Origin of the sequence: Lysinibacillus sphaericus, from assembly GCF_015844675.1 — a bacterium.
In the GTDB taxonomy this organism is placed as follows: Bacteria; Bacillota; Bacilli; order Bacillales_A; family Planococcaceae; genus Lysinibacillus; species Lysinibacillus sphaericus_E.
Genome location: NZ_LDGC01000079.1, coordinates 1 through 25,598, shown reverse-complemented (window position 1 = coordinate 25,598; position 25,598 = coordinate 1). Strand labels below are relative to the sequence as shown.

Below are 25,598 nucleotides of genomic sequence, written 5' to 3'. Positions count from 1 at the left end.
TATTACCAAATATATACTAAAGTACACCTAGTAGTCAACTAGGCTTTTTACAAAAAATTTTTTCAATGAGCCCAAATTTTTATACTGTATTTTTGCATATGATGATAATCAAAAGAAGCACTTCTAATTCCTTGTTGACTAATAGGTAATATATGTTTAATGTATAACTAAGCTTTGAATCAATCCAATATAAAAATGCTGATCAGAGGATCTGAAGGCCATCTACTTAAGACGATTATTATTCGTTCTGGTAGATGGTCTTTTGTATTTTCTAAATCAAAAAGGAGCGTAATTTCATGAAAAAAAGAAAACATTTTCTCCAATCGTTAACACTTATATCTGCATTAGCCCTGACATTAACCGGTTGCGGCAGTAGCTCTTCTGAAAAGAATACAAATGCTCAGGATACAAAAAAATCTGTAGAACTATTAAACGTATCCTATGATCCAACACGTGAGCTTTACGAGGAATTCAACAAAGATTTTATAAAAAAATGGAAGGATGAAACCGATCAAGATGTAACGATAAAACAATCACATGGGGGCTCTGGTAAACAGGGGCGAGCTGTGATTGATGGTCTAGAGGCAGATGTTGTTACACTAGCACTAGCTTACGATATTGATGAGATTGCACAAGCTCGAGGCCTATTAAATAAAGATTGGCAAACAGAATATGAAAATAACTCTACACCTTATACATCTACTATTGTCTTTTTAGTACGCAAAGGCAATCCAAAGGGCATTAAAGACTGGGATGATTTAATAAAAGACGATGTATCTGTCATCACACCAAACCCTAAAACGTCTGGTGGTGCACGGTGGAATTATTTAGCCGCTTGGGCCTATGCAGGGAAATTATATAAAAAGGATGAGGCAAAAATAAAAGAATTTATGAAAACTCTATATAGCAATGTAGAAGTACTGGATTCTGGTGCACGCGGTGCTACAACAACATTTGTTGAACGTAAAATTGGTGACGTCTTAATTGCATGGGAAAATGAAGCATATTTATCGCTCCATGAATTGGGTGACGAGTTTGATATCATTACACCTTCTTTAAGTATTTTAGCTGAGCCACCTGTGGCAATCGTTGACAAAATCGTTGATAAAAAAGGTACACGCGAAGTAGCAGAGGCTTATTTAAAGCATTTATATAGTGAGCGTGGTCAAGAAATTGCTGCAAAAAATTACTATCGACCACGAGATGAAAAAATTCTAGCAAAATATCAAGAGCAATTCCCAAAACTTGAACTCGTTTCAATCGATGATTTTGGTGGTTGGGCAGAAGCGCAAGCGAAGCATTTTAAAGATGGTGGTACATTCGATGAAATTTATGTACCTCAATAAGGAGGCATGTTATGAGTAGTTTAACTGTTAATAAAAAAACACGCCGCATTATTCCAGGTTTCCACCTTTCTCTGGGCTATACGATGTTATACGTTAGCTTGCTAGTCTTATTGCCGCTATCGATGATTTTTATTCATACAATGTCCTTAAGCTGGGCAGAGTTTGTTAATATTGTGACCGCTCCTCGTGCTGTCGCTTCCTATAAGGTAAGTTTCAGTACTGCACTCGCTGCGGGTTTATTAAATGTTATTTTTGGCACAATCATTGCATGGGTGCTTGTACGCTACCGCTTTCCGTTTAAACGAATCATCGATGGACTTGTCGATTTACCATTTGCTTTGCCAACTGCTGTAGCAGGAATTGCCTTAACGTCACTTTATGCGCCAAATGGTTGGATTGGTCAATTTTTTAATTTTAAAATTGCCTTTACGCCACTCGGCATTATCATTGCCCTTACATTTATCGGGCTACCATTCGTCGTTCGTACTGTGCAGCCTGTCTTACAAAATATTAGTGCTGAGGTTGAGGAAGCCTCAGCAAGCCTTGGAGCAACTCGCCTACAAACCATTCGTAAAGTGATTTTTCCAGAGCTTGCTCCTGCCATTTTAACAGGATTTTCATTAGCCTTTGCACGTGCACTAGGAGAGTATGGCTCTGTTGTTTTTATCGCCGGTAATATGCCGATGAAGACTGAAATTACGCCTTTAATAATTATGACTAAGCTCGAGCAATATGACTATGCTGGTGCAACTGCTATTGCAGTGGTCATGCTGGTTACGTCCTTCATTCTATTATTTAGCATTAATTTAATACAATGGTTGGCAAATCGTCGCTTTGTACATTAGGAGGTATTTATGGAACAATCTACATTTATTCAGCAAGTTGCTCCTGAAAAAAATAATGCAGCGACAAAGTCTGCTGCTTTACAAGAGCCACGTTTTGTCCGATATACGCTAACATTTATTGCGCTAGCTTTTTTAGCATTTTTCATTGTGCTTCCACTAGTATCGATTTTTTTCACTGCCTTTCAAAAAGGAGTAGACGTATATGTAGCAGCTATCACACATCCAGATGCATTGGCGGCCATTAAGTTAACCTTAACTGTCGTCGCGATTGCCGTACCATTAAACGCAATCTTTGGAGTTATGGCTGCTTGGGCTTTAACAAAGTTCAACTTTAAAGGGAAAAATCTACTTCTTACAATTGTGGATCTTCCTTTTGCTGTATCTCCCGTTATTGCAGGTTTAGTATTTATTTTGTTATTTGGCTCACAGGGACTATTTGGTGATTGGCTATTTGAACATGACATAAAAATTGTTTTTGCACTACCTGGTATTGTCCTTGCTACTGTCTTTGTCACATTGCCCTTTGTGGCGCGGGAGCTCATTCCTCTTATGCAGACACAAGGTACTTCCGAGGAGGAGGCGTCCATTTCACTTGGTGCTAATGGTTTTAAAACATTTTGCTATGTGACATTGCCGAATATCAAATGGGGCTTATTGTACGGCCTTATACTTTGTAATGCTCGGGCAATCGGTGAATTTGGGGCAGTTTCTGTTGTATCAGGGCATATTCGTGGAATGACAAATACAATGCCTCTTCATATTGAAATTTTATACAATGAGTATCAATTTGCAGCAGCCTTCGCCGTTGCTTCACTTATGAGCGTGATCGCTATTATTACACTTATCGTTAAAGATATTGTTGCTTGGAAATCAAAATCTGCTTAAAGGAGGTATTGTCAGCATGAGCATCCAAATTAAAAATGTATCCAAAAAATTCGGTTCCTTTCAAGCTTTAGAAGATGTTTCTCTTCATATTCAATCAGGTGAACTGGTTGCCCTTCTCGGCCCATCTGGTTCTGGCAAAACTTCGTTACTACGCGTTATTGCTGGTCTTGAAACATCAGATGTTGGAGAGATTTTATTTGACGGTCAATCGATGATAAATCGCCACCCAAAGGAGCGCAATGTAGGCTTTGTATTCCAGCATTATGCACTTTTTCGCCATATGACCGTTTTTGATAATGTCGCTTACGGTCTTAAAGTACGTCCTCGTAAAACAAGACCATCTAAATTAGAAATACAGAACAAAGTGGTGGAACTTCTAAGACTCGTCAAACTAGAAAATTTTGCCGATCGCTATCCAACACAACTTTCAGGTGGGCAACGTCAGCGAGTTGCACTTGCTAGAGCTCTCGCCGTGGAGCCCAAGGTGCTTCTATTAGATGAACCTTTTGGAGCACTGGATGCTAAGGTACGCAAGGAATTGCGTCGTTGGCTTCGAAAGCTTCACGATGATTTTCATATTACAAGTATTTTTGTCACACACGATCAGGAAGAGGCACTTGATGTTGCAGACCGAATTGTCGTGATGAACAACGGCAAGATAGAGCAAATCGGTAGCCCAGACGACGTATACACAAATCCAAATAGCCCTTTTGTTTATGATTTTTTAGGTAATGTGAATCTCTTTAAAGGACGGTTACATAATGGTAAGCTCCTGCATGGTGAATTTGCGATTGATGTACCTGACGCACAGGTATACACAGAGGATCATGCAGTAGGATATGTACGTCCCCATGATATTCAAATTGAGAAAATGAATATATCTGGTACTGTCCCCGTCAAGGTAAGCCATATTCATTTACTCGGACCTATCGTGCAGGTTGAGCTACGTCGTGAAGATATAGATGAATTTTTAGAGGCAGAACTGACTAAAGAACAATTTACTAATCTTCTGCTTAAGGTTGGTGACCAAGTATTTGTCAAACCAAAGCAATTAAAAGTCTTTATCCCCGAAGATTTTTCCATATAAAGGATTTCTGCTACACGGCTCTTTGTGTTGGTGACATATTAAATACAGTATGGCTCAGCAAAACGAGGGGTTGATTTCCGTTCCGGCTGACGCTTCGCTTTCGCACAGAGCAAAGCTTCCTGGGGGCATCCGATGAGCCGCTTGGGGCTTTTGCGTGAAAGCGTAGTGCTAACGTAGCGACAGAGGGTTTTGGTTTTGTTTGTGCGAAAGCGCAGCGACAGCAAAAGGGTTTTATCTGCGCGAAAGCGAAGCGACAGCGGCAAAAGCAGGATGGTGGTCACGAATGCGTTATCACAGGATGTGATGGTTTTAGCCTTCGTTCCTCTATTGCTGATCCCAAGGAGTCGCTCAGCCGGAACGAAACCACTTCACATAGCGTGTATCTTCTGGCATGTCACTCCAATTTATAGTGATAAAACGGAACTTCAGCAATGTATCAACCCTCATTTGTAGAAGAGACTTAATTTATTTAATATGACATCTTAATTTCTAACACACTAGTTTTTCCACAACATAAGCCCTGTAGCAGAGAAAATTTGCTACAGGGCTATTATTTTATTTATGATGAAAATCTCGTCCATCGTGAACAGCTGTTACATAATCCGCACGAATAACAAAATCACCGAAATGCTCGCCATCTAGACGTTCCTTCGCATAGTGGAGCAGAATTGGACGAAGCTCCGCTAATATCTCCTCCTCGCCTAGATTTTCACGATATATTTTATTGAGACGATCACCAGTAAAACTTGCTCCTAAATACATATTATATTTCCCTGGACCTTTACCAATAAACCCAATCTCAGCCATAGCTGCACGCGAGCAACCATTCGGACAGCCTGACATGCGAATAACGATTTCTGTATCGTTTAAGCCCGCTTCTTCAATAATTGTTTCTATTTTTGTAATTAGAGAAGGCAGGTAACGCTCGGCTTCTGCCATAGCTAAACCACATGTTGGTAATGATACGCAAGCAATCGAATTTCGGCGCAATGCAGAATAGTGCGCTCCATCTGTAAGGTTATATTGCTCAATAATAGCAGCAATTTTTTTCTTCTTTTGCGGCGTTACATTACTAATCATTAAATTTTGGTTTGGCGTTAAGCGAAAATTACCTGTATGCACTTTCGCAATTTCACGTAATCCTGTTAACAGCTCATAATTTTCAAAGTCCTTAATACGACCATTTTGAATAAATAATGTATAATGCCATTGACCTTCTGCACCTTTAATCCAACCAAACTCATCACCCGTGCGATTAAAAGTAAATGGACGGGCCTCTTGGATAGTCCAACCTAGACGACGAGTTAGTTCTTCGTTAAACCATTCAAGTCCTCTTGCATCAATTGTATATTTAAAACGTGCATTTTTACGAACCGAACGATTCCCATAATCGCGCTGAATCGTAATAATTTTCTCCGCTGTTTCCAGTAGTTTATCAGGTGTGATAAAGCCAATTATGCGAGCGAGCTGTGGATATGTTTCATGATCACCATGTGTCATGCCCATTCCTCCACCAACAGCTACGTTAAAGCCTACTAGCCTACCCTCATCCACAATTGCAATCAGCCCTATATCTTGTGAGAATACGTCCACATCATTACTTGGCGGAATCGCTATACCAATTTTAAATTTCCGTGGCAAATATTGCGCACCGTATATCGGTTCAACTTCTTCATCCTGACTATCAACTACCTTTTCGCCATCTAGCCATAGTTCATGGTAAGCTCGTGTTCTAGGTAGTAAATGCTCACTTAATTTGGCAGACCAATTATAGATTTCTTCATGTAATGCGGATTGATTTGGATTCACATTACACATCACATTACGGTTGACATCTCCGCAGGCAGCAAGAGAATCTAATAACACCTCATTGACTTCCTGCATATATTTTTTAACATTCCATTTTAATATGCCATGCACTTGAAATGCCTGACGTGTCGTTAATTTTAATGAGCCGTTACCATACTTTCTCGCCATTTCATCCATTACTAGCCATTGTGCTGAAGTGGCTGCTCCGCCCGGTGTACGTACACGCACCATAAATTGGTAGGCCGGCTCAAGCTTTTGACGCTGGCGTTCATTCCGAAGATCACGGTCGTCTTGTAAATAACTACCATGGAATTTCATTAGACGGTTATCATCCTCTGGGATACCTGAACTTAATGGATTGTTCATCGTACGCTCTAATGTTCCGCGTAGATAATTACTATCGCTTTTAATACGCTCTACATCACTAGGCTTCCCCGGTTGTGGAGGTAAAATAATTTTTCCTGTCATTTGTTATCGCTCCTTTAATCAATTATTCCTCGGCAGAATTGAAGCTATCGCTACAGAAAACATTGCCGAAGGTAGTTAATAAACGTCACGTTGATAGCGTTTCTGCTGTTTTAGTTCATTGACAAAGGCTTTAGCTTCCTCTGGCGTTTTTTGTCCCTGTAGTTCAATAACGCGATGGATTGTTGCATCAACATCAGCCGCCATCGACTCTTTATCGCCACAGACGTAAATGACAGCTCCTTGCTCTAGCCATTCATAAAAAGCAACAGCATTTTCCTCAATTTTATGTTGAACATATATTTTTCTATCTGTATCACGTGAGAAAGCGACATGCAATTGACTTAGTGTGCCTGAAGAAAGCCAACGTTGCCATTCTGTTTGATAAAGAAAGTCTGTGACAAAGTGTTGATCACCATAGATTAGCCAAGCTTTCCCTCCGATTCCTAATTCCTCACGCTCCTCTAAAAATGAACGATACGGGGCAACACCTGTTCCAGCACCAATCATAATAATCGGTGTATCCTCATGCTCTGGTAGTCTAAAGTTTGGATTTTTATGAACATATACCGGTAATGTGTCACCAATTTGAATACGCTCTGCTACGCTTCCTGAGCAAACGCCAAGACGTTGACGTCCATTCGTCTCATAGCTTACTTTCCCAATTGTTAAATGTACCTCTTCACTATTTGCTTTTTGACTACTAGCAATGGAATAAAGACGTGCTGGTATTTTACGTAGTAAATCTACAAATTGCTGCGCATCCCATATAAATGGTGCAAAGTCTTCCACAACGTCAAGTAAATCTCTTCCTTTTGCATAGTCCTTCCAAGAATTAGAGTCTTCTAATAGCTTTGTAAATTCCTGATGGACCGTATAGGCACCAATTTTTTTTAACAATGGCTTAGATAACACTGTAATTTCTAGTTTTTTTTGCAATACATCCTTTAATGGCAGTGTTTCTTCAAAGACGTTTACCACAGTTTGTGGATCAAACTGTAACGCTGTGATTAAAGCATCGACTAGCTTTTCATCATTTTCCGGTTGAATACCGATACTATCTCCTGGTTCAAAATAAAAATTTGCACCTTCGATGGATAATTCAATATGACGTGTTTCTTTATTTGATCCGCGACCGTTTAAATTAATGTTTTCAAGTACTTCTGCATAAAACGGATTTTTTCGAGAATATGTAGTGTCTCCTTGCGCTATTTTATTTTGTGTAGTCGTTATATCAGCTGCATCCGTCTGTTGAAGCAACTCCTTCTGAACAGCTGAGAACCATTGTGCTGCAGTGTCATCATAATCTACATCACAATCTGTGCGAGGTACGATTCGAGTTGCTCCTAATTTTGCAAACTGTTCATCAAAATCCTTTCCTGTTTTACAGAAAAATTCATAGGAGCTATCGCCTAAGGCTAGCACCGAATAATGAAGTTGCTCTAACTTTGGAGCTCGCTTGCTATGCAAAAATTCGTAGAACTGTATCGCTTGATCAGGCGGATCCCCTTCCCCATGCGTACTAACAATAAGTAAAAGATTTGTTACCTTTTTTAAATTATTTGGTTTAAACGTTGCTAACGATGCAATTGTTACGTCCACATCATTGTCTTTCAAGGCTGCGGCATATTTTTCAGCTAACCCCTGGCTATTGCCTGTTTGTGAACCATATAAAATCGTTACTGTTTTGGTGATTATTTTTACTATCGGTGTTACTTCCTCAACAACTGGATTACTAGTTGCTAGTGGTGCACTTAAAAAACCGTTTAACCAAATCCTCTGTTCTCCAGTTAATTGAGGGAGCAGCTCATTTAACAGCTTTACCTGCTCCTCATTAAATGGACTGTTTACTACTTGTAGTTTCAACCTTGCCACCTCACGTATTCGTATCATTTTCTTCTGTTGATAATTTGCCTTGCTAGAAAAAGATCAATTATGCCTCGGCATGATGTTGGTCACTCAGTATGTTGTTGTTGTTTCGCTTTCGCACAGATATAATCCTATTGCTGTCGCTTCGTTTTCACACAACTGGACGTGGCGTTCTTAGACTGAGTTCCTTTATTTCAGCGGATGTCTTTTGTACCGAAAGCGTAGCGACAGGTACAGTTGTTTGCACACCCACTGTTAAAAGTTAAAATTATCGGAGTCGTATTTTTTCCTTCTTTTCAATTTGAACCACATAGGAATTTTGCACAATCAATGTAATTGATCCGTGGTTCACAGTATTTAAAATTTGGCGTACATTATCTAATGCTAGATTTACATTTTCAGTCCTTTTATCTACCATTACAAAACACCTTTCTTAGTAAATTTTAATAATTGATAAATACGTTCCACTAAAACTTCCCTTACATTGTCGTCATAGCCTAAACTTTCACATAAAATAACGTTCTTATTCTCATAATCTTGTAATCGCCTTGTTATGCTTTGGCGTAAAATCCCCGTAAACAACAAATACGGCACTATAAATACTTGATTGCCCCTATATTTCTCTTGTTGTAACCAATCTTCAAACGTAGGACCCATGCCATATAGAAAGCACGTGTCTACAGCTTCATAAGCGTATTTATCACGTAATCTTGTTGCAATTTTGGCTAAATCACTCTTTACTGCAGGATCACTACTCCCACGACCTATAAGTAAAACACTTGCATCGTTAGTAGCGCATCTTGTTTCTAATATTCTAGTCTGTAATGTATCAATTAATAATTCATGGACCCCAAGTGGTTCACCATATGTAAATCGCACTTGTGGATGCTGTTCTTTTGCTTTATCAATCTCAATTGGAATATCGTGCTTTGCATGCTGAGCGGCAAGCAATAAAATAGGCACGATCGCTATAGCTGTAGCGCCTTGGTTAATACAGCTCGCAATACCTTCAGCAATTGTCGGAGTAGCGAGTTCTAAAAAACTAATTTCTTGAATCGGTATTTCAATCTCTTGTTGTACGCCCTTCAGAAAGGTAACAGCTTGCTCCACTCCCGCCTTTACTCTACTTCCATGAGCGATATATAAAATGGCTTGCATGAACCCACATCCTTACACAGAAACTTCTGCTAACTGTGGCTGCGGAATGTTTTGTTCAAACCATTGAATGGTTTCCCTCAAAGTAACAACTTTTCCTACTACAATTATGCTTGGATTTTGAATATTTTCTCGCTGAAATAGTTCTTCAATATTAGCTAAAGTCCCTGTGACTGTTTTTTGTTGAGAAAATGTACCCCAATGGATGAGCGCTATTGGGGTTTCCTTATCTCGCCCATACTTAAGCAGTTGCTGACGGATATAAGGAAGGTTACTGACCCCCATATAAATAGCAATCGTATCAATCCCTTTCACAAGACTTTCCCATTGGATTCCATCATCCTTGCCCTCTTTCATATGCCCAGTGACCATCGCAAAACTTGAGCTAAGGTCACGATGTGTAACAGGAATTCCCGCATATGCCGGCGCCGCTATCCCTGAAGTGATGCCAGGTACTACTTCAAATGGAATATTATGCTGCGCTAGCACCTCTGCTTCCTCAGCTCCTCTTCCAAAAACGAATGGATCTCCTCCCTTTAATCTCGTCACAATCAATCCTTGCTGTGCATAGCTGACAAGTGCTTGATTAATTTGCTCTTGAATCATGGCGTGCTGCTGTGGTAGCTTACCGCAAAATATGAGCTTAGCCTCTCGTTTAGCATAGGACAGTAGTGTCTTATTAATGAGTCTGTCATACAGAATGACATCAGCACATTCGATACACCTTAATCCTTTTACTGTGATAAGATCAACATCACCAGGTCCAGCACCCACTATAAAAACTTTCCCCATTTGATTTCACTCCCTTTCGTTTTTCCTTAGAGATAAAAAAAAGACTCAAATTATCCATAGGCAAAAGCAATGCCTGTGAATAATAAGAGCCTCTAGTTTACTAGTCAGCTACGTATTTAATTTTAATTCTTACTAATACAATAAGAATAATAAATAATTTAGTATATTCTGTCAACACTTTATTTAATACATAGAATATGATATTTATTTAACCTATTAAGAAAAAACCAGACGTCGCTTACTGACATCTGGTTTTTTGAGATCTATTTTATTCGAATTAATATCTACGATGCCCTCCAAACGGTGGACCTGGTCGGAAAAATGGTGGACCTGGTCGGTAGAACGGTGGAAATGGGCGATAGAACGGCGGATAAAATGGAGATGGGCCAAACTGTGATCCAAGAAAACTTCCTAAAAACCCTCCCAAAAACGGCCCACCGATTGGCCAAAAGCCACCTCCTGGATAACCTCCGAAGAATGTCATAAGCTTCCTCCCTTTTTTACTCTATCGTATGTAGGGGGATGCATATATCACACGTCCATTGCCTATTCTATTTTTCTTCTCCTAAACGTTGCACAAAGTTTGCAAGTGTGCGTACCATTACACCTGTACCACCTTTTGGACCTAAGTCATGTACAGCCATCGCATCTGACGTTCCTGCAATATCTAAGTGAATCCATGGTGTATCACCTACAAACTCACCAACAAAGCCTCCGCCAAAAATCATGTGACCATCTCGACCAGGAGAATTATTCAAATCAGCGACGTCTGATTTACGAATTCGTTTCTTATCATTTTCTGTTAAAGGCATGCGCCATACAAATTCATCCGTCTCCTTTGCGGCTTCCATGAAAGCTGCAAAGAATTCATCGTCATTAGAAAGTGCACCCGTTTTATCCATACCAAGTGCTGTAATTACTCCACCTGTTAACGTTGCAACATCAATCAAGGAAGTAGCTCCTTGTTGTTTAGCATATGTAGTAGCGTCTGCCAACACTAAGCGTCCTTCCGCATCAGTATTTAACACTTCGACCGTCTTACCACTATATGTCGTGATAACATCATCTGGCTTAAATGCTGTTTCAGATACCATATTATCGGTAGAGCCAATAACAGCTAAGACATTTTTGTTAGGACGTAATTCACCAATAATTTTCATGGCACCTAGCACAGCTGCAGCACCGCCCATATCGCCCTTCATGCCTACCATTGAATCTTTTGGCTTTAAGGAATAGCCACCTGTATCATACGTAACCCCTTTGCCGACAAGACCAATTGGATCATCAAAATCTTCAGTCGCTTTATATTTTAATGTTATTAAACGAGGTTCTTCACGGGAGCCTTGATTGACACATAAAATACCGCCCATTCCAAGCTCCTCTAATTGTGCTTTATCTAAAATTTCCACTTCAAAATTGTACTCGACTGCAAGGGACTCTGCGTAATTTGCTAAGTCTGTCGCTGTCAGTAAGTTTGGTGGTAAATTAATTAAGTTACGTGCTTCATTTACAGCATTTGCATAAATAGCACCAACCCCAAAGCTTGCCACCACTTCATCTAAATCATTAGCAGTAGTTACAAGATGCACCGTGTCAATACGTTTATCTACTTCATTTGATGTTGTTTTATAATGAGGAATTGCATAATAACCAAGACCTGTTCCTTCACCAGCTAAAAATGCAACATCTGTTACAGTAATCGATTCTGTCGTAAACGACTCAAGCCAAATGGAGTATTCTTTAACCTTTAAGGCCCTTAGTTCCTTGCCAAGCAACCCAAATGCTGCACGAATATCGCCTTCTGTTAAGTCTTTACGGTCATCTAAACCAACAAATAAAATGCGTTTAAGATTTGCATGGCTCTTCAGGAATGGCAATTTCGTCATTTTTTTTAACGCAGTAGATACATCCCCTGCACTAATCCACGCATCAATGGATTCTCCATAAAATGATGAAAAGCTTGCCCATTCCTGCATTTGTTCACGATGTTTAGGGACGCCTACTACTAACACTTCCGTAGAAATCGTTTCAAATGTTTTTGCTTCTTTTACAATATGCATGTACATTCCTCCATTCAGTATTCTATTATACCTAAATTTCAGAAAACGCGTAATATTTGGCTTTTAGAAAATAATGAATGTTATAATAAAAGCAATTATAAGTGAAGGTTGTGATGCTCATGAGTTTACTTCAAAATACCCCTTTACTCGTTGCCCTTTTTGCTGTTCTCTTCGCACAGTTTATAAAAATCCCTATTCATTTTTTAATGACTCGAAAGATTGACTGGGGATTATTTACTTCCACCGGGGGTATGCCTAGTTCACACTCCGCTTCCGTAACAGGACTAACAACCTCTATAGCCTATGAAACAGGATTAGATTCCCCAATTTTCGCCGTAGCCGCTATGTTTTCATTTATCGTCATGTATGATGCGAGTGGAGTACGTTTCCAGGCAGGTCAACATGCAGCAGTATTAAATCAACTACGAAAGGACTTTGAAACACTGCTTCATGATTTAAAGAAATGGCCGCAAATGGATGGCCAAGAAAAAATGGAGGAGCTAAAAACATTACTAGGCCATAAACGGAGCGAGGTATTTTTTGGGGCATTAACTGGAATCTTCATCGCCATCATCACATACCAGTTTATTTTGTAAAAATAGACACATCCTCATGCCGAGGCTGTATTTTTTTATTTATCGGAAGCTTTTCAAGATTTATCAGAAAAATTCAATAAAAAAATCAGCAGATGCCCAAGCATCTGCTGAAAGAAGATCAATTATGCCTCGGCATAATTGCGTCCGGAATCGGTTTTGTGCTTAGGCCTGCACGATGCAGGTCAGTTAGCCATTATCTCATGGATGCGATGATTTTAGGCTAACATCCTTTGCGAACTCATTTCCGATTCCGTGACATCCACCGGAGACTTTAACTTCTTTCAGTTGGTGTTTAGACACCTTCTGAAAGAAGTTAAAACATTCGATAACCGCTTTTACGTAAAAAAATCATGACAATTCCCGCAACAATTGAACCAGCAAAGCCACCCGATAAGATGGACACATCAACAAGGTGCAATGCTTGTAACTTATCTAAAAGTGCTGGAAATGCAGAACCTGGCTTGAAAATATAATCTAAAAAGCTTACATCATCGACAATAAAAATAACAACAATTGGATACACGATTGCCATTAACCATGTCATTCGCAGAAGCATATTCAATAAAAATCCAATACCAAAGAACATAACGAAAAATAACAAAATTGAAATGATTAACTGCACTATTGAAACTGAACCACCCATGTATGTACAACCTCCGTTTTCCTCTCATTAGTTTACATGATTACTACAACGCTTTCAATGAACATACCCTTGATTTCGCTTGTTCGTCATATTTAGGAATCCTCACCATAACGTGGGGTTGATTTCCGTTCCGACTGGGCGCTTTGTAGCTGCCGCTTCGCTTTCGCACAGAGCAAGCTTCCTGGGGGCGTTCCGATGAGCCGCTTTGTTGCTGTCGCTACGTTGCACTACGCTTTCGCACAGAAAACATCCGCTTCGCTGCAGGGTCTCGGGCCAACAGATGTCTTTTGCGCGAAAGCGGGAGTGCAACGTAGCGGCAGCATAGGGTTTTGGTTTTGTTTGTGCGAAAGCGCAGCGACAGCAAAAGGGTTTTATCTGCGCGAAAGCGAAGCGGCAGCGGCAACAGCAGCGGCAACAGCAGGATGTTGGTCACGAAGGCGTTATCACAGGACGTGATGCTTTTAGCCTTCGTTCCTCTATATCGCTAATCCCCGAGGAGTCGCCAAGCCGTAACGAAGATCAACTTATTTACATAATAGACGTTTTAACAAAAGTCATCCACACCTCTTGATGATCAGCCAATAAAAAACTATTGAAAACTAGTATACAACTAATTTTCAATAGTTTCTCGCTTTTCATTATGAAGCTGTTTGCGATAATAAAAACTTTGGTGACTTCCAAAGCTCTGCCCATTTTTTAATAGCAGCAATAACAATGATAAAGCCTAACATTAACATAATGACTGACAATATACCATTTAACATATTGTAACCAGCCGCCGCTGTATTCCAATATACATTTTTAATCATCCAAAAGCCTGCTACATTTACAGTGACATATAAATAGGCTAATGGGATAAAGCATGTTAAGGCGTAGATTCGCTTATCTGCAACTTTTAATACGATTGTTACACCACATACTAAACCGATTGTTGCCATCAACTGATTCGAAACGCCGAATAATACCCAAATTGAACTTATATCTCCTGAATACAATAAGTAGCCCCACATAAAGCATGCAAGTGCACTTGCAAAGATTGTACCCGGAATCCAATTTGTACGCTTCAGTGGCTTGTATACATTGCCACCAAAATCTTGGATTAAATAGCGCGCTACACGTGTCCCAGCATCAATAGCTGTTAAAATAAAGACCGCTTCAAACATGATTACGAATTGATAGAAATAAGAAGATAGTTCAGCAAACCAAGGAATCCCTGTGAAAATATCAGTCATCCCAACTGCAAGCGTTACCGCTCCTCCTGTACGTCCTTCTAAATCCATCCCGATACTTTCAGCTAAAGCATGTAAATGAACAGGCTCCATTCCTAATGTAGCAAAGACTGCTGGGGCTGAATTAATCGCAAAATAATCTGCTGGATGAAGGGCTGTTGCTGCAATCAAAGCCATTACCCCTACTAAAGATTCTACGAGCATCGCACCAAAACCGACGATGCGAATATCTTCCCAGCGATCAATCATTTTCGGCGTTGTCCCAGAGCCTACAAAAGCATGGAAGCCAGAAATAGCCCCACAGGCAATTGTGATAGAGACGAATGGCCATACTGGGCCAGCAATTACTGGGCCACCACCATGAATAAACTCCGTAATTGGCGGGAATTGAATAACTGGGTTAACGAAAAAGACCCCGATGATTAAAGCAATAAATACACCAATTTTCATGAAACTACTTAAATAATCACGCGGCGCTAATAAGAGCCAAACAGGTAATGCCGCTGCAAAGAATGCATAAATCGGTAAAATAATAGCTAAAGTATCACGGTCAAACGTTAAAAAATCGCCAAATGCTGTTCCTTGAATCATCGGTCCAAGAAATACACCGATCATCAGCAAAATAAAGCCAACTGTCGATGTAACTATTAAATTTCCTGTTTTACGATAAGCAATACCAACAAGCATCGCTATTGGAATAGTAATCCCTACCGCAAAAGTTCCCCATGGATTTCGCTCTAGCGCACCAAGGACAACCATCGATAGCCCGGCCATTGTAATTGTAATAATAAAAAGCATGGCAAGGCCTGTACAGAATCCTGCAATAGGTCCTAATTCCTTCTTCATGACCTCAGATAAAGACTTTCCACCATGGCGCATTGAAGCGAATAACACTACTGCATCATGTACTGCACCACCGATTACCGCACCAATTAACAGCCAAAGGAGCCCAGGCAAATAGCCAAATTGTGCAGCTAAAATAGGTCCGACTAACGGTCCAGCTGCTGCGATCGCAGCAAAATGATGCCCAAATGTCACCCATTTATTCGTCGGAACATAGTCTTTACCATCCTCCATAGCGTGTGCTGGGGTGGGCGTATCATCTTTTATCTTCAGTACTTTCTTTGTGAAAAATATGCCATACAAACGATAGCTAATCATCAGTACACAAATGGAACCTATTACAATTGTAATAGCATTCATGTTATCACTCCTTTTACGTTTTCCACATCATAGCAAACGAATTGAACAATTATTCATAAAATTCACCAAAATGTCAGAATTCCAAGTTGAAAGGGTGTTATCTACTGTTGAAATGCAGTTATTTTGATAGCTGAAATATCTTTCGCACATCCTTCATATAAAGTCTGCTAACAGGTATCGAATGCCTATTATGCAAAATCAAATTGTACTTTGAGCTACTCCAAGGCTCAAGCTCTTCAATATGCTCTAGATTGACGATAAATGCCCGATGGACACGCACAAAACCTTTTAAAGTAAGTTTATTCTCCAAAGCAGCTAAGGACTCTGAAGCAAAATATCTCCCATTCTCAGTGACCACAATCGTCTTACTATCTTCAGAAGTACAATATAAAATTTCTTGAATTTTAATAAGTAAAATCCGATCATTCACATAAACTGTTAATTTATCAAGCTTGTCCAATTGTAAATCCTTTAATTTTTCCATCGTATTAGCCTGTATTGCCCTTCTTTTAGCCACTAGCTTTTCAACAGCACTTTGTACACGCACTGGTTCAAATGGTTTCAAAATATAATCAAAGGCGTTTACTTCAAATGCCTGCAAAGCATACTCATCATAAGCAGTAGCAAAAATAATTTCAGGTTTACGTATGCTTAGTTGCAATTGTTTTGCCAATTCTAGGCCATTGTTAGCGCCAAGCTGTATATCTAAAAACACACAATCAATCTGTTCAAACTGTGGATCCAACAGTATTTCCTCCAGATCATCCGATTCACCAATGATCTGAACTAACTTTGTTTGCTCCAATAAATATCGCAATTCAGCCCTTGCTAGCGGCTCATCATCTACAATATAGACATTTAACATTTCTCTACTCCCATCTTGTGGCTTTTAATGGCAGCTGTATCATAATTTTCGTGCCAACATCCAACGTACTTGAAATATGAAAATCTGCATCACTTCCGTAAATTTCATGAATACGCTGATAAATATTCCATAAGGCTGTCCCAGTTCCTTGTTCAGATTGCATGATCGTTTTGCCAAGCTGTTTAATCTGCTCTTCTCTCATCCCACAGCCATTGTCCTCTGTTAACAGTAATAACTTATTATTGATTCGTTGTACCTTTACGTCAATTTTGCCTTCCTTACGATTTTTAAAGGCATGATAAATGGCATTTTCAACAAGTGGCTGTAACGTAAACGGGGGGATTTGTACGTCAAACAATGATTCATCCAAGTGAAACTTCACATCATAGCGGTTTGGAAATCTTTTTTGTTCAATCGACAAATAAGCCTCCACATGATCAATTTCATTTTTTAACGGAATCAGCATTTGGCGAGCTCCCTGCAAATTACTTCTGAAAAACGTACTAAGCTTTATCAATAAAGCTCTAGCCTCATCAGCATCCGTTCGGATCAGACTTGAAATAGTATTGAGACTATTAAAAAAGAAATGAGGGTGAACCTGTGCTTGTAGCGCTTTAATCTCGGCATCCTTTAATAACTTTCTTTGCTGCTCAATTTCAGCATATTCAAGCTGCGAGGAAAATAGTCGACTGAGACCTTCAGCTAGCTCCTTTTTCGCCCCTGTTAATGAAGAAACATTAATAAAATATAGCTTTAAGGTACCTACCGTTTTATGCTGTACTTTTAATGGTAAGACAATCGCAGCACTTAGCGGACAATCTTCATGTGGACAATTGATTTCTTTTGCGGACGTCGCTGTAATGATGCGTCCTTCTACTAATACTCGCTTCGTTAAAGCTGTTATTATTTCTTGATGAATGACGTGATGATCCTCGCCTACTCCTACATGTGCTAAAATTCCATTTGTATCTGTAATCGCGACCGCTTCAACCTTAATCTCTCTTTTAATAATCTCCGCAACCGTTCGGCATGATTCTTCATTTAACCCTTTACGAAAATGTTCGATTGTTTGTTGCGCAATTGAAAATGCTTGATGTGTTTGTAATGCTTTTGTGCGCTCTTCCTCATCAATAAACGTTTTGATAATAATGAAAAATATTAAAATCCCAAGGGCATTCATAATAATCATTGGTAGCGCGATTAAAGAAACTAATTGTAAAGCCTGTTCAAAAGGCTTTGCTATTATTAAAATAACAATCATTTGTAAAGTCTCTGCACAAATTCCGATCATAATAGCCTTTTTATAGGAGAAAGTTTGACGTATTTTTAATTGCCTACTTAAACCACCTGTTATGAATCCTGCTAGTATAGTCGAAACACCACAGGCAACCGCTGTAAAACCCCCAAGGGTAATACGATGAATCCCCGCAATAATCCCCACACTAACGCCAACAAGTGGCCCACCAAAAATACCCGCAATTGCTACACCAATTAGCCTCGTGTTCGCAATTGCCTCCTCCGCATTTATAGTGCTATGTATCATTTGATTTAAAGGATTAATGGACCCACTTTCAATTTTTATCCCTGTATAGCTGCTCACTATACTTAAAGCACTAAAAATAACAATGAGCCAAGTTTTTTCCTGAACCCCTTGATCCTGAAAGAGCACTCCCCGAAAGAGGCGCCACCTTGACATTAAAAAGGCAAACACAATGATTAGCCCTACACGCTCTAACATAAACAAAAAAAGCTCCATCATAGGCCCCCTCCTTTGTCGCTCTATTTTTTAAAGAACAATTTATAAGAGGAATAGCCAAAGACATCTCCTGGATTAATACCTTCAATCCCCTCTAGTTGGTGCTTTTCAAATTGGTTGGATGCCATTTCCTTTAACATCACTGATGTCATCTCATCTTGAGCTAGCTCCTTCGGATACATCCACTTCGCTTCTAATAATTCTTTTTCCTGAATACAAATCTTCTGTTGCTCATCTTTCATCCGACAATAAAATATCGCCATATTATCACTAATATCACCACGAATCACACCCGTCCGAAAACCAATTAAGCCTGATACATAGCAATCAATACCCGTTTCTTCTTTTAATTCGCGAACAACAGCCTCATCAACTGTTTCACCAGCATTGACAAAACCAGCCGGCAATGACCATCTTCCCTTTAATCCGCTATATGCCTTTTTAACAACTAGCCATTGGCCTAAGTCATTTACAGTTACCCCCGCAACGCCCAACCAAACTTTCCCTCTATCTTTTTTCATATTCTTCACCTCTATATCACTATTATAACGACCTATTTTCCATATATAGAAGTATTAATTCAGAATTTTATGGTTATTCTACATTCTCAAACATAAAGTATACATGTACGCCAATTTTGTAAGTATGTTACACTAGTTAAAACATAGAATATTCACTCTATTTAAAGGAGGAATTTTTATGTTAAACGAATTATCACTTAATGGAAAGCTTTTTATTTTTGCGATAGCGTTGCTTTTACTATCGCCCATCATAGTTTTCATGTTGCCACTTACTGCTTCCCAAACGTTTTATTACAGTAGTGATAATATCGTGCTGATCAATCCAATAAGCAACTTCACTATGCTTCTCCTAGCAATTACACTAATCATTTTAACGTTGATCATACTTAGTTTCAAAAGAAATAAATACACTTATTTGATTACGATTATAACAATCGTGAGCAGTCTGGTTTTATGCTATTTTTCTGTTTTAAGTTATATCGCTATACAAAATACACAAATTGTTTTCAAAGAACATCTCCATAAAACCACATATGAATGGCAGGATATTAAGGAAGTCATTTATGGGTATGAAATAGGTACAGTAGGCACTTATTATTTCCAAGCGAAAAACAACGAAAAGTTTGCCATTAGAGAAAATGGACAATTTGGTTTTGGTCCATAGGAGAAAAAAAAAGCCACTTTCTAGTAGAACGAAAGTGGCTTAAGACAGTACCCTACCTTTTCATGTTATAAGCTGTGTTCCAAACATTTTCCATACCTAAACAACGACTACTTACGCTTCCAGCTGCTCCATATCCCAATTAAGCTTTAATATTTTTTTTAATCGGATGACCTGATCTTCTCCAATTGTATTGACCAGTTGTTTTTCTATTTCTGCTTTACAATATTGATTTTTTTCAAAGCAATCTTCACCAAATTCAGTCATACGAATAGCTTTATGTTTTTTACTATGTTCTACACTCGTAACTGTCACCAACCCTTTAACTTCCAAACTCTTTATTATTTTATGGGTTGCTTGTCTTGAAAATTTAACATTTTTAGCTACATCTGAAATCGTAAGTTGTTTTTTATAAATCATCCCCAGAATATACCATTCTGAATTTGAAATATAAATATCGTTATGCTTATTCCACTTCTCTTCCGCAAGTCTTCGAAGTAGTTCGTGACGTTCGCTCAGCAAATCAATGACATCTCGATTCTGCAATTCGTCCTTCAACTAGTTCACCTTCATTTCATTTTTTTCGTTATTAATATACAAAAAACAGCGGCAATCGTCAACTTAGTTGACAAAAATCATTTAATTGCTTATAATAAATTTAGTCAACTTAGTTGACAATAAAGTTTGTTGGAGGGGATATATATGTACAACGTTGGCGATGTAGTCATTTACTCATCACATGGACTTTGTTCTATTGAAGATATCTGTGAACAAACCTTTAACGACATTACTAAATCTTATTACGTTTTACAACCACTAAATGAACCGCAATTAATCATTCGTACCCCTATTGACAATTCTAAAAAACAACTTAGAGATATTATTAAAAAAGAAGAAGCCCTTAGTATTTTACATTCATTCACATCACCTGGTGTGGAATGGATTGAACAAAATACACATCGAATGAGATTTCATTTAGAAATCATTAAATCCGGCAATCGCCAAAAACAAGCAAAGCTTTTAAACACATTGTTACGAAAAAAGCTCGAATATAAGACTAATGAAAAAAAATTCCCTAACCAGGAAGAAAAAACATTGCAATCTTTACAGGATACTATCTTTTCAGAGTTTTCTATAGCTCTTAATAAATCTTCCGATGAGATTTATGATTATGTATTAACACAGCTTCACTAATTGTGATATTTATAAGGCTACGATTAGAAATAATCGTGGCTTGTTTCTTATTAAAAATAAATATAAAAAGGTTCTGCCTCATTGTTTAAGCAATGTAATAATTCCTTTTTTAAATTTTGATTTTCTATTAATACTAAAGCCTCTTCTACGTCAAAAAAACCAACCTCTAAACTTTCACAACTCGTTTGTAATTCAACGCCAATAGAAGTTCCTAACCACCACATATTACAAACACTATTTTTTAATTCTTGTGAAACACCACAAAATTTTAGAATTTCGATATCAATACCAGTTTCCTCTTTTACTTCCCTAATAGCGGTTTCTTTAAATGTTAACCTTGTCTCGCTCGTATACATATAAACCCATTGCAGTAAAAATGACTATCACAATACTAATGGCTACGACAGCTTTTCGTCTCACAAATGACCACCCCCATTAATGAATATTTAGTTCCTCGTCCATACAAAAAAATTCGGATTTACTACAACTCAAAATAAAAGAAACTTATCACTAAATTCGAGTTTTTAATCATAAATGCCACAAGCGAATGAAGGTAGCACTTAAATTCATTATTTTACTAGTTAACAAAATTGCAGATTTTTGAGAAACTAGTTGTAATACATAAGAATTTCGAGGTATCAATTAATTGAAGAAAAGCATTTTTACAATCATTATCTATATGGTTGTTTTTGTAGGTATGATCATTACATTATTTATTGCGTATAAGGATATTGGAAATGTATTTGCAGCTAAGTTTATATTGTATTATTTAATTTTTCTTGTTTTATTCATTATTTATATAGTAACCGTAACAATAATAAATTTTAGAAAGTTAAATAAGCAGGATAAAAGAAAGAGGTTCTTTTTTCTTCTCTTTCATTTCATTCTAATTAGTTGTTGTGCCTTTATTTTTTACTATGTAAAAGAACCATCAGAAATAACTTTTTACAATATTGTACTTAAACCATTATTTATATCATTCATTTTTGTTTTAGCTGATTTACCATTCGCAGCGAAAAAAAAGAAATATTATTGAACTAACAGGATATTTAAGAATAGGACTTGCATTTGTATGATTTATTTTCAGGTTTGCGAGTCCTTTTATTATGCCCTAAAACGATTGCATGCTCGTAGAAAAATTAATGTCACTCCAATGAAAAGTTTATGGTAAGGTTTAATCTCTTCTCTACACATTTGCTAATTAACTTCCAAATTACATTTTACTATGTTATTTTTATATAAACAGAATTTTCAGTTATATAAAAAGGTGTTAGATTTGTTTATTGTCAATGTTGAAGGAGCCATAAGAAAAAAAGAAGAATTGATGGAATTACTACCCCACACAATAATTCATGATTATAAAATAATATAATGTTTTTGAGTTACTTTAAAGTGCGCATTCGTTATTACCTATTATAGATGGGTATTCCTTGCCCATTGCCATTTTACATTAGTTGTTCGTTTCTTCTTTTTTAAACCCAAATTAAAAAGCCTCCTCAATTCGTTATGTTTTCGCAACATACAAATCAAAAAGGCTTGGTATCTACAATCCTAAATACGTCATTTTACGGTTGTGTTTACACATTTCAAGGATTGTGTACACATCAATTTCTGCTGTTATTTACAACCCTATTTCAACATTTAGACATTTACTTTTTAATCACAAATTTCAGGTGTACCTTCACGCTTTGCTGTTTTGAAAGACGTGCCACAGCCGCATGATGCGATAGCATTTGGATTATCGATTGTGAAGCCACCGCCCATTAGCGATTGTTTATAGTCAATTTTTGTCCCCATTATAATCGGCGCATCTTCACGGGAAACAAGAATTGTTAAACCATGTTGTACATCTTCAAAATCATCTTCTTTTTTCTCTTGATCAAAATGCATACCGTATGATAGGCCACTGCATCCGCCACCATTAACAACTACACGTAAAAACGCACCTTGCTCTTCATTGTGCTCCATCATTTCATTAATATGAAAGACAGCCGCTTCAGTAATTTCAATTACTTGCTTTAAACTTGTCATCCCAATCACCTTCCTTCTTAATTATTATCATATCAATTTTGACTATTGTATGACAAATATTCAGCTCCAAGAGGATTTTTGGCACAACACTAAAAGATAGGATGACATTTGTTAAAACGTATGCTGAGGATTGGAGACTGGGCTACTCCTCGGGGATGAGCGTTATAGATGAACGAAGGTTAAAAGCATTATATAGCGAAGCGTCAGTGATAAAGCTGATATTAGTAAAAATTCTAATATTTTTCACATTAATAGTAATTTTTATTCATGTTTATAAAATAATCATTGGTATAATAGTTGTAATAACTCGATGAAAGAGGTATAAAATATGGAGATTTCACCTTATTACGAAAAAAAAATTCAATGTCTTCATTGCAAAAAAGAATTTCCAACATTAAAAGTACGCTCTAAATTCATTAAAGTAGATCATACAGAAACAGATTTTCACCCTATTTATGCAGACGGTGTAAACGCCCTTTATTATAATGTATTTGTTTGTGAGCATTGCGGCTTTTCATTTACAGAAGACTTTTCAAAATATTTCGCCCCTGGCACGCAAGATGAAATTCGCATACAAATTACAGAAAAATGGGTACACCATGATTTTAAGGGAGAACGTACTGTATTCCAAGCGATACAAGCTTATAAATTAGCGTTCCTTTGCGGTACGATTAAAAAAGAGAAATTTGTTGCTATAGCTGGGCTTACATTACGTCTTGCATGGCTATATCGTTCACTAAAAAACGAAGGCCAAGAGCAGCGTTTTATGACAATGGCCCGAGATTACTATATGGATTCTTATTCAAATGAGGATTACAGCTCTACTCAAATGTCAGATGTACGAATTATGTATATGATCGCTGAACTATCACGACGCATCGGTGATTTAGAAAATGCTACTCGCTTCTTCTCAAAGGTCATTGAAAAGCAAAGTGTTGGTGGAGAAGCGAAGATCATTGATATGGCTAAGGAACAATGGGCGATTATTCGAGAAGAAAAAGAACACGCTCGCCAAGTATAAGAAAAAAGTTCTAGCGTGAATGAATCAGCTAGAACTTTTTTTAGTCGTTTTAGAATACTTGCTCTACTTCAATAATACCTGGTACTTCTTCTAATAATGCGCGTTCGATACCAGCTTTAAGCGTGATTGTTGAACTTGGGCAACTACCACATGCACCTAATAAACGTAATTTTACAATGCCGTCTTCTACATCTACTAATTCACAGTCTCCACCGTCACGTAGTAAGAATGGGCGTAATTTATCTAATACCTCTTGAACTTGATCGTTAATTGTTGCTTCTGCCATTTGTCTCGACTCCTTTCCTTATAATGATTATAATGTTAGCAACAGAAAAAATCCAATATAGAATCACGAGGAGTGGAAATGCTATGAGTCAAACGAAACCACAGATTGAAATTTACGGAACAGAGGTTATTTGCGCTAGCTGTGTTAATGCACCATCTTCAAAAGATACATATGAATGGCTACAAGCAGCCATAGATCGAAAATATCCAAACCAAGGATATGATATTCGCTATATCGATATCGAAGGACCAATTGAGAATGAGCGCGATCAAGATTATGCTGCACGCATTCAAGATGATGAATTTTTTTATCCGCTTGTCCTTATAAATAATGAAGTAGTGGGCGAAGGCTATGTGCAACTAAAGCCTGTATTTACTGCACTTGAAAAGCTAGGTTTCACGCCAGATGAAACTGTTTAATCCAAGCACAAATCCGATCCTGGCCGCATTGTTTATGTGCGCGAAAGCGTAGCGAAAGCTGCAGTTATGCCGAGGCATAATTGATAGAAAAAATAGGTTCTAAGTCAAATGTTGGGGTGGTGTGATCATTTAGCACGTTAACCCAGATGAACCCCGATATCTTTATACTTTAAATTTAATAAGATTTTTGCTCGAAAGTGATCGAAGCGTCGAAAGCCATATGCATTCCGTTTCATCACTTTTGTTTTATTATTAATACCTTCTAAGAAGCCGTTGGAATAACCAAAGCTAAAGCTATTTAGTATTTCTACTTGCCAGTTTTTCAACGTTTGAATTGCTTTTAAGAAAGCTGGTAATTTTGTCTCTTCTACCTTACGGTAAAAAGCTAGTAATCGCTTCTTCACTTCTACGATATCATTCTTTGTCTTTGCCCAATCAAACCATTCACAATAGGCTTCCTTTAATTCATGAGCTACTTTTAATGTTTCGGACATTTCTGTATAGCGCTGTAAGTACCACTGTTGTTTCGGTGATAATTTAGATGCACGTTTATAAAACACATGACGCATACGTTTACACTTTGTACGATTGTATTTGTCCCATTCTTTTTGTACTTGTCGGCGCACTTCATCCATTGCCCAATAGATATAACGGCTAAAATGAAAGCGATCTGCCACAATAACAGGTCGACATAGCGCTTGACGAACAGCTGCTTTAAAACTTGGATTCATATCCATGACCACTATTTCAACATCTGCTCCATACTGACTTAAGTAATTTTTTATTGTTTCTTTTTTACGATTCGGTAAAATATCAATCGGTTCGCGCGTATCCGCATTCGCAATTATTAGCTGATACGT

Annotated in this window: 26 protein-coding genes; 9 read left to right on the top strand and 17 right to left on the bottom strand. The window is 38.0% G+C overall.

The features are described from left to right. Positions 1–296: 296 nt before the first annotated feature. The 4 genes from ABE34_RS20400 to ABE34_RS20385 are packed head-to-tail and all read left to right on the top strand — an operon-like array spanning position 297 to position 4,163. Entirely contained in the window at positions 297–1,346 is a 1,050-nt protein-coding gene (locus ABE34_RS20400) for a sulfate ABC transporter substrate-binding protein (protein WP_197144281.1), read from the top strand. Between the two features lie 11 nt (positions 1,347–1,357). Continuing rightward, positions 1,358–2,191, top strand: a complete 834-nt coding sequence (cysT, locus tag ABE34_RS20395; RefSeq protein WP_197144279.1) for a sulfate ABC transporter permease subunit CysT — start codon at positions 1,358–1,360, stop codon at positions 2,189–2,191. Between the two features lie 9 nt (positions 2,192–2,200). Further along, a complete protein-coding gene (gene cysW / locus ABE34_RS20390; RefSeq protein WP_197144278.1) occupies positions 2,201–3,076 on the top strand; it encodes a sulfate ABC transporter permease subunit CysW in 876 nt (291 codons plus the stop codon). 16 nt (positions 3,077–3,092) lie between these two features. Further along, positions 3,093–4,163, top strand: coding sequence for a sulfate/molybdate ABC transporter ATP-binding protein (locus ABE34_RS20385; RefSeq protein ID WP_197144277.1), 1,071 nt, complete (start codon positions 3,093–3,095; stop codon positions 4,161–4,163). 555 nt (positions 4,164–4,718) lie between these two features. Here ABE34_RS20385 and cysI read toward each other — a convergent pair. From cysI to ABE34_RS20350, 7 genes are all read right to left on the bottom strand, one after another. After that, positions 4,719–6,440: an assimilatory sulfite reductase (NADPH) hemoprotein subunit gene (cysI, locus tag ABE34_RS20380; protein ID WP_197144275.1), complete on the bottom strand. Its 1,722-nt coding sequence runs from the start codon at positions 6,438–6,440 to the stop codon at positions 4,719–4,721. A gap of 75 nt (positions 6,441–6,515) precedes the next feature. Further along, entirely contained in the window at positions 6,516–8,303 is a 1,788-nt protein-coding gene (locus ABE34_RS20375) for an assimilatory sulfite reductase (NADPH) flavoprotein subunit (RefSeq protein ID WP_197144270.1), read from the bottom strand. Between the two features lie 271 nt (positions 8,304–8,574). Next, the gene (locus ABE34_RS20370; protein ID WP_079561519.1) at positions 8,575–8,724 is read right to left on the bottom strand and encodes a YezD family protein; all 150 of its coding nucleotides are present in this window, start codon (positions 8,722–8,724) and stop codon (positions 8,575–8,577) included. Next, entirely contained in the window at positions 8,724–9,464 is a 741-nt protein-coding gene (locus ABE34_RS20365) for a sirohydrochlorin chelatase (RefSeq protein ID WP_197144268.1), read from the bottom strand. The genes ABE34_RS20370 and ABE34_RS20365 overlap by 1 nt, the downstream gene beginning before the upstream one ends. Positions 9,465–9,476: 12 nt before the next feature. Further along, complete coding sequence (gene cobA, locus ABE34_RS20360; RefSeq protein ID WP_197144266.1) at positions 9,477–10,253, bottom strand: uroporphyrinogen-III C-methyltransferase; 777 nt, start codon at positions 10,251–10,253, stop codon at positions 9,477–9,479. Between the two features lie 277 nt (positions 10,254–10,530). Then, positions 10,531–10,737, bottom strand: coding sequence for a uroporphyrin-III methyltransferase (locus ABE34_RS20355; RefSeq protein WP_197144264.1), 207 nt, complete (start codon positions 10,735–10,737; stop codon positions 10,531–10,533). A 67-nt stretch (positions 10,738–10,804) separates the two neighbouring features. Continuing rightward, the gene (locus tag ABE34_RS20350) at positions 10,805–12,313 is read right to left on the bottom strand and encodes a leucyl aminopeptidase (protein WP_197144263.1); all 1,509 of its coding nucleotides are present in this window, start codon (positions 12,311–12,313) and stop codon (positions 10,805–10,807) included. Positions 12,314–12,426: 113 nt separating this feature from the next. Between ABE34_RS20350 and ABE34_RS20345 the strand changes: the two genes are divergently transcribed. Continuing rightward, positions 12,427–12,909, top strand: coding sequence for a divergent PAP2 family protein (locus ABE34_RS20345; RefSeq protein WP_197144315.1), 483 nt, complete (start codon positions 12,427–12,429; stop codon positions 12,907–12,909). Between the two features lie 313 nt (positions 12,910–13,222). On the opposite strand, the gene ABE34_RS20340 is transcribed toward ABE34_RS20345, so the two are convergent. From ABE34_RS20340 to ABE34_RS20320, 5 genes are all read right to left on the bottom strand, one after another. Then, positions 13,223–13,552: a YuiB family protein gene (locus tag ABE34_RS20340; RefSeq protein WP_197144261.1), complete on the bottom strand. Its 330-nt coding sequence runs from the start codon at positions 13,550–13,552 to the stop codon at positions 13,223–13,225. Between the two features lie 638 nt (positions 13,553–14,190). Next, positions 14,191–15,984: a carbon starvation CstA family protein gene (locus ABE34_RS20335; RefSeq protein ID WP_197144259.1), complete on the bottom strand. Its 1,794-nt coding sequence runs from the start codon at positions 15,982–15,984 to the stop codon at positions 14,191–14,193. Positions 15,985–16,102: 118 nt separating this feature from the next. Next, positions 16,103–16,849 (bottom strand): LytR/AlgR family response regulator transcription factor, encoded by a 747-nt coding sequence (locus ABE34_RS20330; RefSeq protein ID WP_197144258.1) that lies wholly within the window; start codon positions 16,847–16,849, stop codon positions 16,103–16,105. A gap of 4 nt (positions 16,850–16,853) precedes the next feature. Next, entirely contained in the window at positions 16,854–18,605 is a 1,752-nt protein-coding gene (locus ABE34_RS20325; RefSeq protein WP_197144314.1) for a sensor histidine kinase, read from the bottom strand. A gap of 23 nt (positions 18,606–18,628) precedes the next feature. Next, positions 18,629–19,126, bottom strand: a complete 498-nt coding sequence (locus ABE34_RS20320; RefSeq protein WP_197144257.1) for an NUDIX hydrolase — start codon at positions 19,124–19,126, stop codon at positions 18,629–18,631. A 178-nt stretch (positions 19,127–19,304) separates the two neighbouring features. On the opposite strand from ABE34_RS20320, the gene ABE34_RS20315 reads away from it, so the two are divergent. Next, on the top strand, positions 19,305–19,790 hold the full coding sequence (locus ABE34_RS20315) for a hypothetical protein (protein WP_197144256.1): 486 nt from the start codon (positions 19,305–19,307) through the stop codon (positions 19,788–19,790). 111 nt (positions 19,791–19,901) lie between these two features. Here ABE34_RS20315 and ABE34_RS20310 read toward each other — a convergent pair whose 3' ends face one another. Further along, complete coding sequence (locus ABE34_RS20310) at positions 19,902–20,345, bottom strand: MarR family winged helix-turn-helix transcriptional regulator (RefSeq protein WP_197144255.1); 444 nt, start codon at positions 20,343–20,345, stop codon at positions 19,902–19,904. A gap of 144 nt (positions 20,346–20,489) precedes the next feature. Here ABE34_RS20310 and ABE34_RS20305 point away from each other — a divergent pair, with 144 nt between their 5' ends. After that, positions 20,490–20,981, top strand: coding sequence for a CarD family transcriptional regulator (locus ABE34_RS20305; RefSeq protein ID WP_197144254.1), 492 nt, complete (start codon positions 20,490–20,492; stop codon positions 20,979–20,981). 50 nt (positions 20,982–21,031) lie between these two features. Here ABE34_RS20305 and ABE34_RS20300 read toward each other — a convergent pair whose 3' ends face one another. Together ABE34_RS20300 and ABE34_RS20295 are read right to left on the bottom strand one after the other, a co-directional pair. Then, a complete protein-coding gene (locus ABE34_RS20300) occupies positions 21,032–21,337 on the bottom strand; it encodes an NUDIX hydrolase (RefSeq protein WP_197144253.1) in 306 nt (101 codons plus the stop codon). Positions 21,338–22,637: 1,300 nt separating this feature from the next. Continuing rightward, positions 22,638–23,012 carry a HesB/IscA family protein gene (locus tag ABE34_RS20295; RefSeq protein WP_197144252.1) on the bottom strand — a complete coding sequence of 125 codons (375 nt, stop codon included), beginning with the start codon at positions 23,010–23,012 and terminating at the stop codon, positions 22,638–22,640. Between the two features lie 328 nt (positions 23,013–23,340). Between ABE34_RS20295 and ABE34_RS20290 the strand changes: the two genes are divergently transcribed. After that, entirely contained in the window at positions 23,341–24,033 is a 693-nt protein-coding gene (locus tag ABE34_RS20290) for a DUF2225 domain-containing protein (protein WP_079561503.1), read from the top strand. A gap of 49 nt (positions 24,034–24,082) precedes the next feature. Here the strand turns inward: ABE34_RS20290 and ABE34_RS20285 are convergent, their stop codons facing one another. Then, positions 24,083–24,319 carry a NifU family protein gene (locus ABE34_RS20285; protein WP_010857481.1) on the bottom strand — a complete coding sequence of 79 codons (237 nt, stop codon included), beginning with the start codon at positions 24,317–24,319 and terminating at the stop codon, positions 24,083–24,085. Between the two features lie 83 nt (positions 24,320–24,402). Between ABE34_RS20285 and ABE34_RS20280 the strand changes: the two genes are divergently transcribed. After that, on the top strand, positions 24,403–24,738 hold the full coding sequence (locus ABE34_RS20280; RefSeq protein WP_197144251.1) for a YuzD family protein: 336 nt from the start codon (positions 24,403–24,405) through the stop codon (positions 24,736–24,738). 137 nt (positions 24,739–24,875) lie between these two features. Here ABE34_RS20280 and ABE34_RS20275 read toward each other — a convergent pair. Continuing rightward, positions 24,876–25,598, bottom strand: a 723-nt coding sequence (locus ABE34_RS20275) for an ISL3 family transposase (protein ID WP_197144231.1), incomplete at its 5' end; no start/stop codon positions are given.

Coding starts and splice junctions, on each gene's coding strand:
- ABE34_RS20355 (WP_197144264.1), bottom strand. CDS start 10,737: ATGACATTCTTCGGAGGTTATCCAGGAGGTGGCTTTTGGCCAATCGGT.
- ABE34_RS20290 (WP_079561503.1), top strand. CDS start 23,341: ATGGAGATTTCACCTTATTACGAAAAAAAAATTCAATGTCTTCATTGC.
- cysI (WP_197144275.1), bottom strand. CDS start 6,440: ATGACAGGAAAAATTATTTTACCTCCACAACCGGGGAAGCCTAGTGAT.
- ABE34_RS20370 (WP_079561519.1), bottom strand. CDS start 8,724: ATGGTAGATAAAAGGACTGAAAATGTAAATCTAGCATTAGATAATGTA.
- cobA (WP_197144266.1), bottom strand. CDS start 10,253: ATGGGGAAAGTTTTTATAGTGGGTGCTGGACCTGGTGATGTTGATCTT.
- ABE34_RS20340 (WP_197144261.1), bottom strand. CDS start 13,552: ATGGGTGGTTCAGTTTCAATAGTGCAGTTAATCATTTCAATTTTGTTA.
- ABE34_RS20400 (WP_197144281.1), top strand. CDS start 297: ATGAAAAAAAGAAAACATTTTCTCCAATCGTTAACACTTATATCTGCA.
- ABE34_RS20305 (WP_197144254.1), top strand. CDS start 20,490: ATGTACAACGTTGGCGATGTAGTCATTTACTCATCACATGGACTTTGT.
- cysT (WP_197144279.1), top strand. CDS start 1,358: ATGAGTAGTTTAACTGTTAATAAAAAAACACGCCGCATTATTCCAGGT.
- ABE34_RS20325 (WP_197144314.1), bottom strand. CDS start 18,605: ATGGAGCTTTTTTTGTTTATGTTAGAGCGTGTAGGGCTAATCATTGTG.
- ABE34_RS20300 (WP_197144253.1), bottom strand. CDS start 21,337: ATGTATACGAGCGAGACAAGGTTAACATTTAAAGAAACCGCTATTAGG.
- ABE34_RS20320 (WP_197144257.1), bottom strand. CDS start 19,126: ATGAAAAAAGATAGAGGGAAAGTTTGGTTGGGCGTTGCGGGGGTAACT.
- ABE34_RS20365 (WP_197144268.1), bottom strand. CDS start 9,464: ATGCAAGCCATTTTATATATCGCTCATGGAAGTAGAGTAAAGGCGGGA.
- ABE34_RS20285 (WP_010857481.1), bottom strand. CDS start 24,319: ATGGCAGAAGCAACAATTAACGATCAAGTTCAAGAGGTATTAGATAAA.
- ABE34_RS20385 (WP_197144277.1), top strand. CDS start 3,093: ATGAGCATCCAAATTAAAAATGTATCCAAAAAATTCGGTTCCTTTCAA.
- ABE34_RS20280 (WP_197144251.1), top strand. CDS start 24,403: ATGAGTCAAACGAAACCACAGATTGAAATTTACGGAACAGAGGTTATT.
- ABE34_RS20330 (WP_197144258.1), bottom strand. CDS start 16,849: ATGTTAAATGTCTATATTGTAGATGATGAGCCGCTAGCAAGGGCTGAA.
- ABE34_RS20335 (WP_197144259.1), bottom strand. CDS start 15,984: ATGAATGCTATTACAATTGTAATAGGTTCCATTTGTGTACTGATGATT.
- ABE34_RS20295 (WP_197144252.1), bottom strand. CDS start 23,012: ATGACAAGTTTAAAGCAAGTAATTGAAATTACTGAAGCGGCTGTCTTT.
- ABE34_RS20345 (WP_197144315.1), top strand. CDS start 12,427: ATGCTCATGAGTTTACTTCAAAATACCCCTTTACTCGTTGCCCTTTTT.
- ABE34_RS20350 (WP_197144263.1), bottom strand. CDS start 12,313: ATGCATATTGTAAAAGAAGCAAAAACATTTGAAACGATTTCTACGGAA.
- ABE34_RS20315 (WP_197144256.1), top strand. CDS start 19,305: ATGTTAAACGAATTATCACTTAATGGAAAGCTTTTTATTTTTGCGATA.
- cysW (WP_197144278.1), top strand. CDS start 2,201: ATGGAACAATCTACATTTATTCAGCAAGTTGCTCCTGAAAAAAATAAT.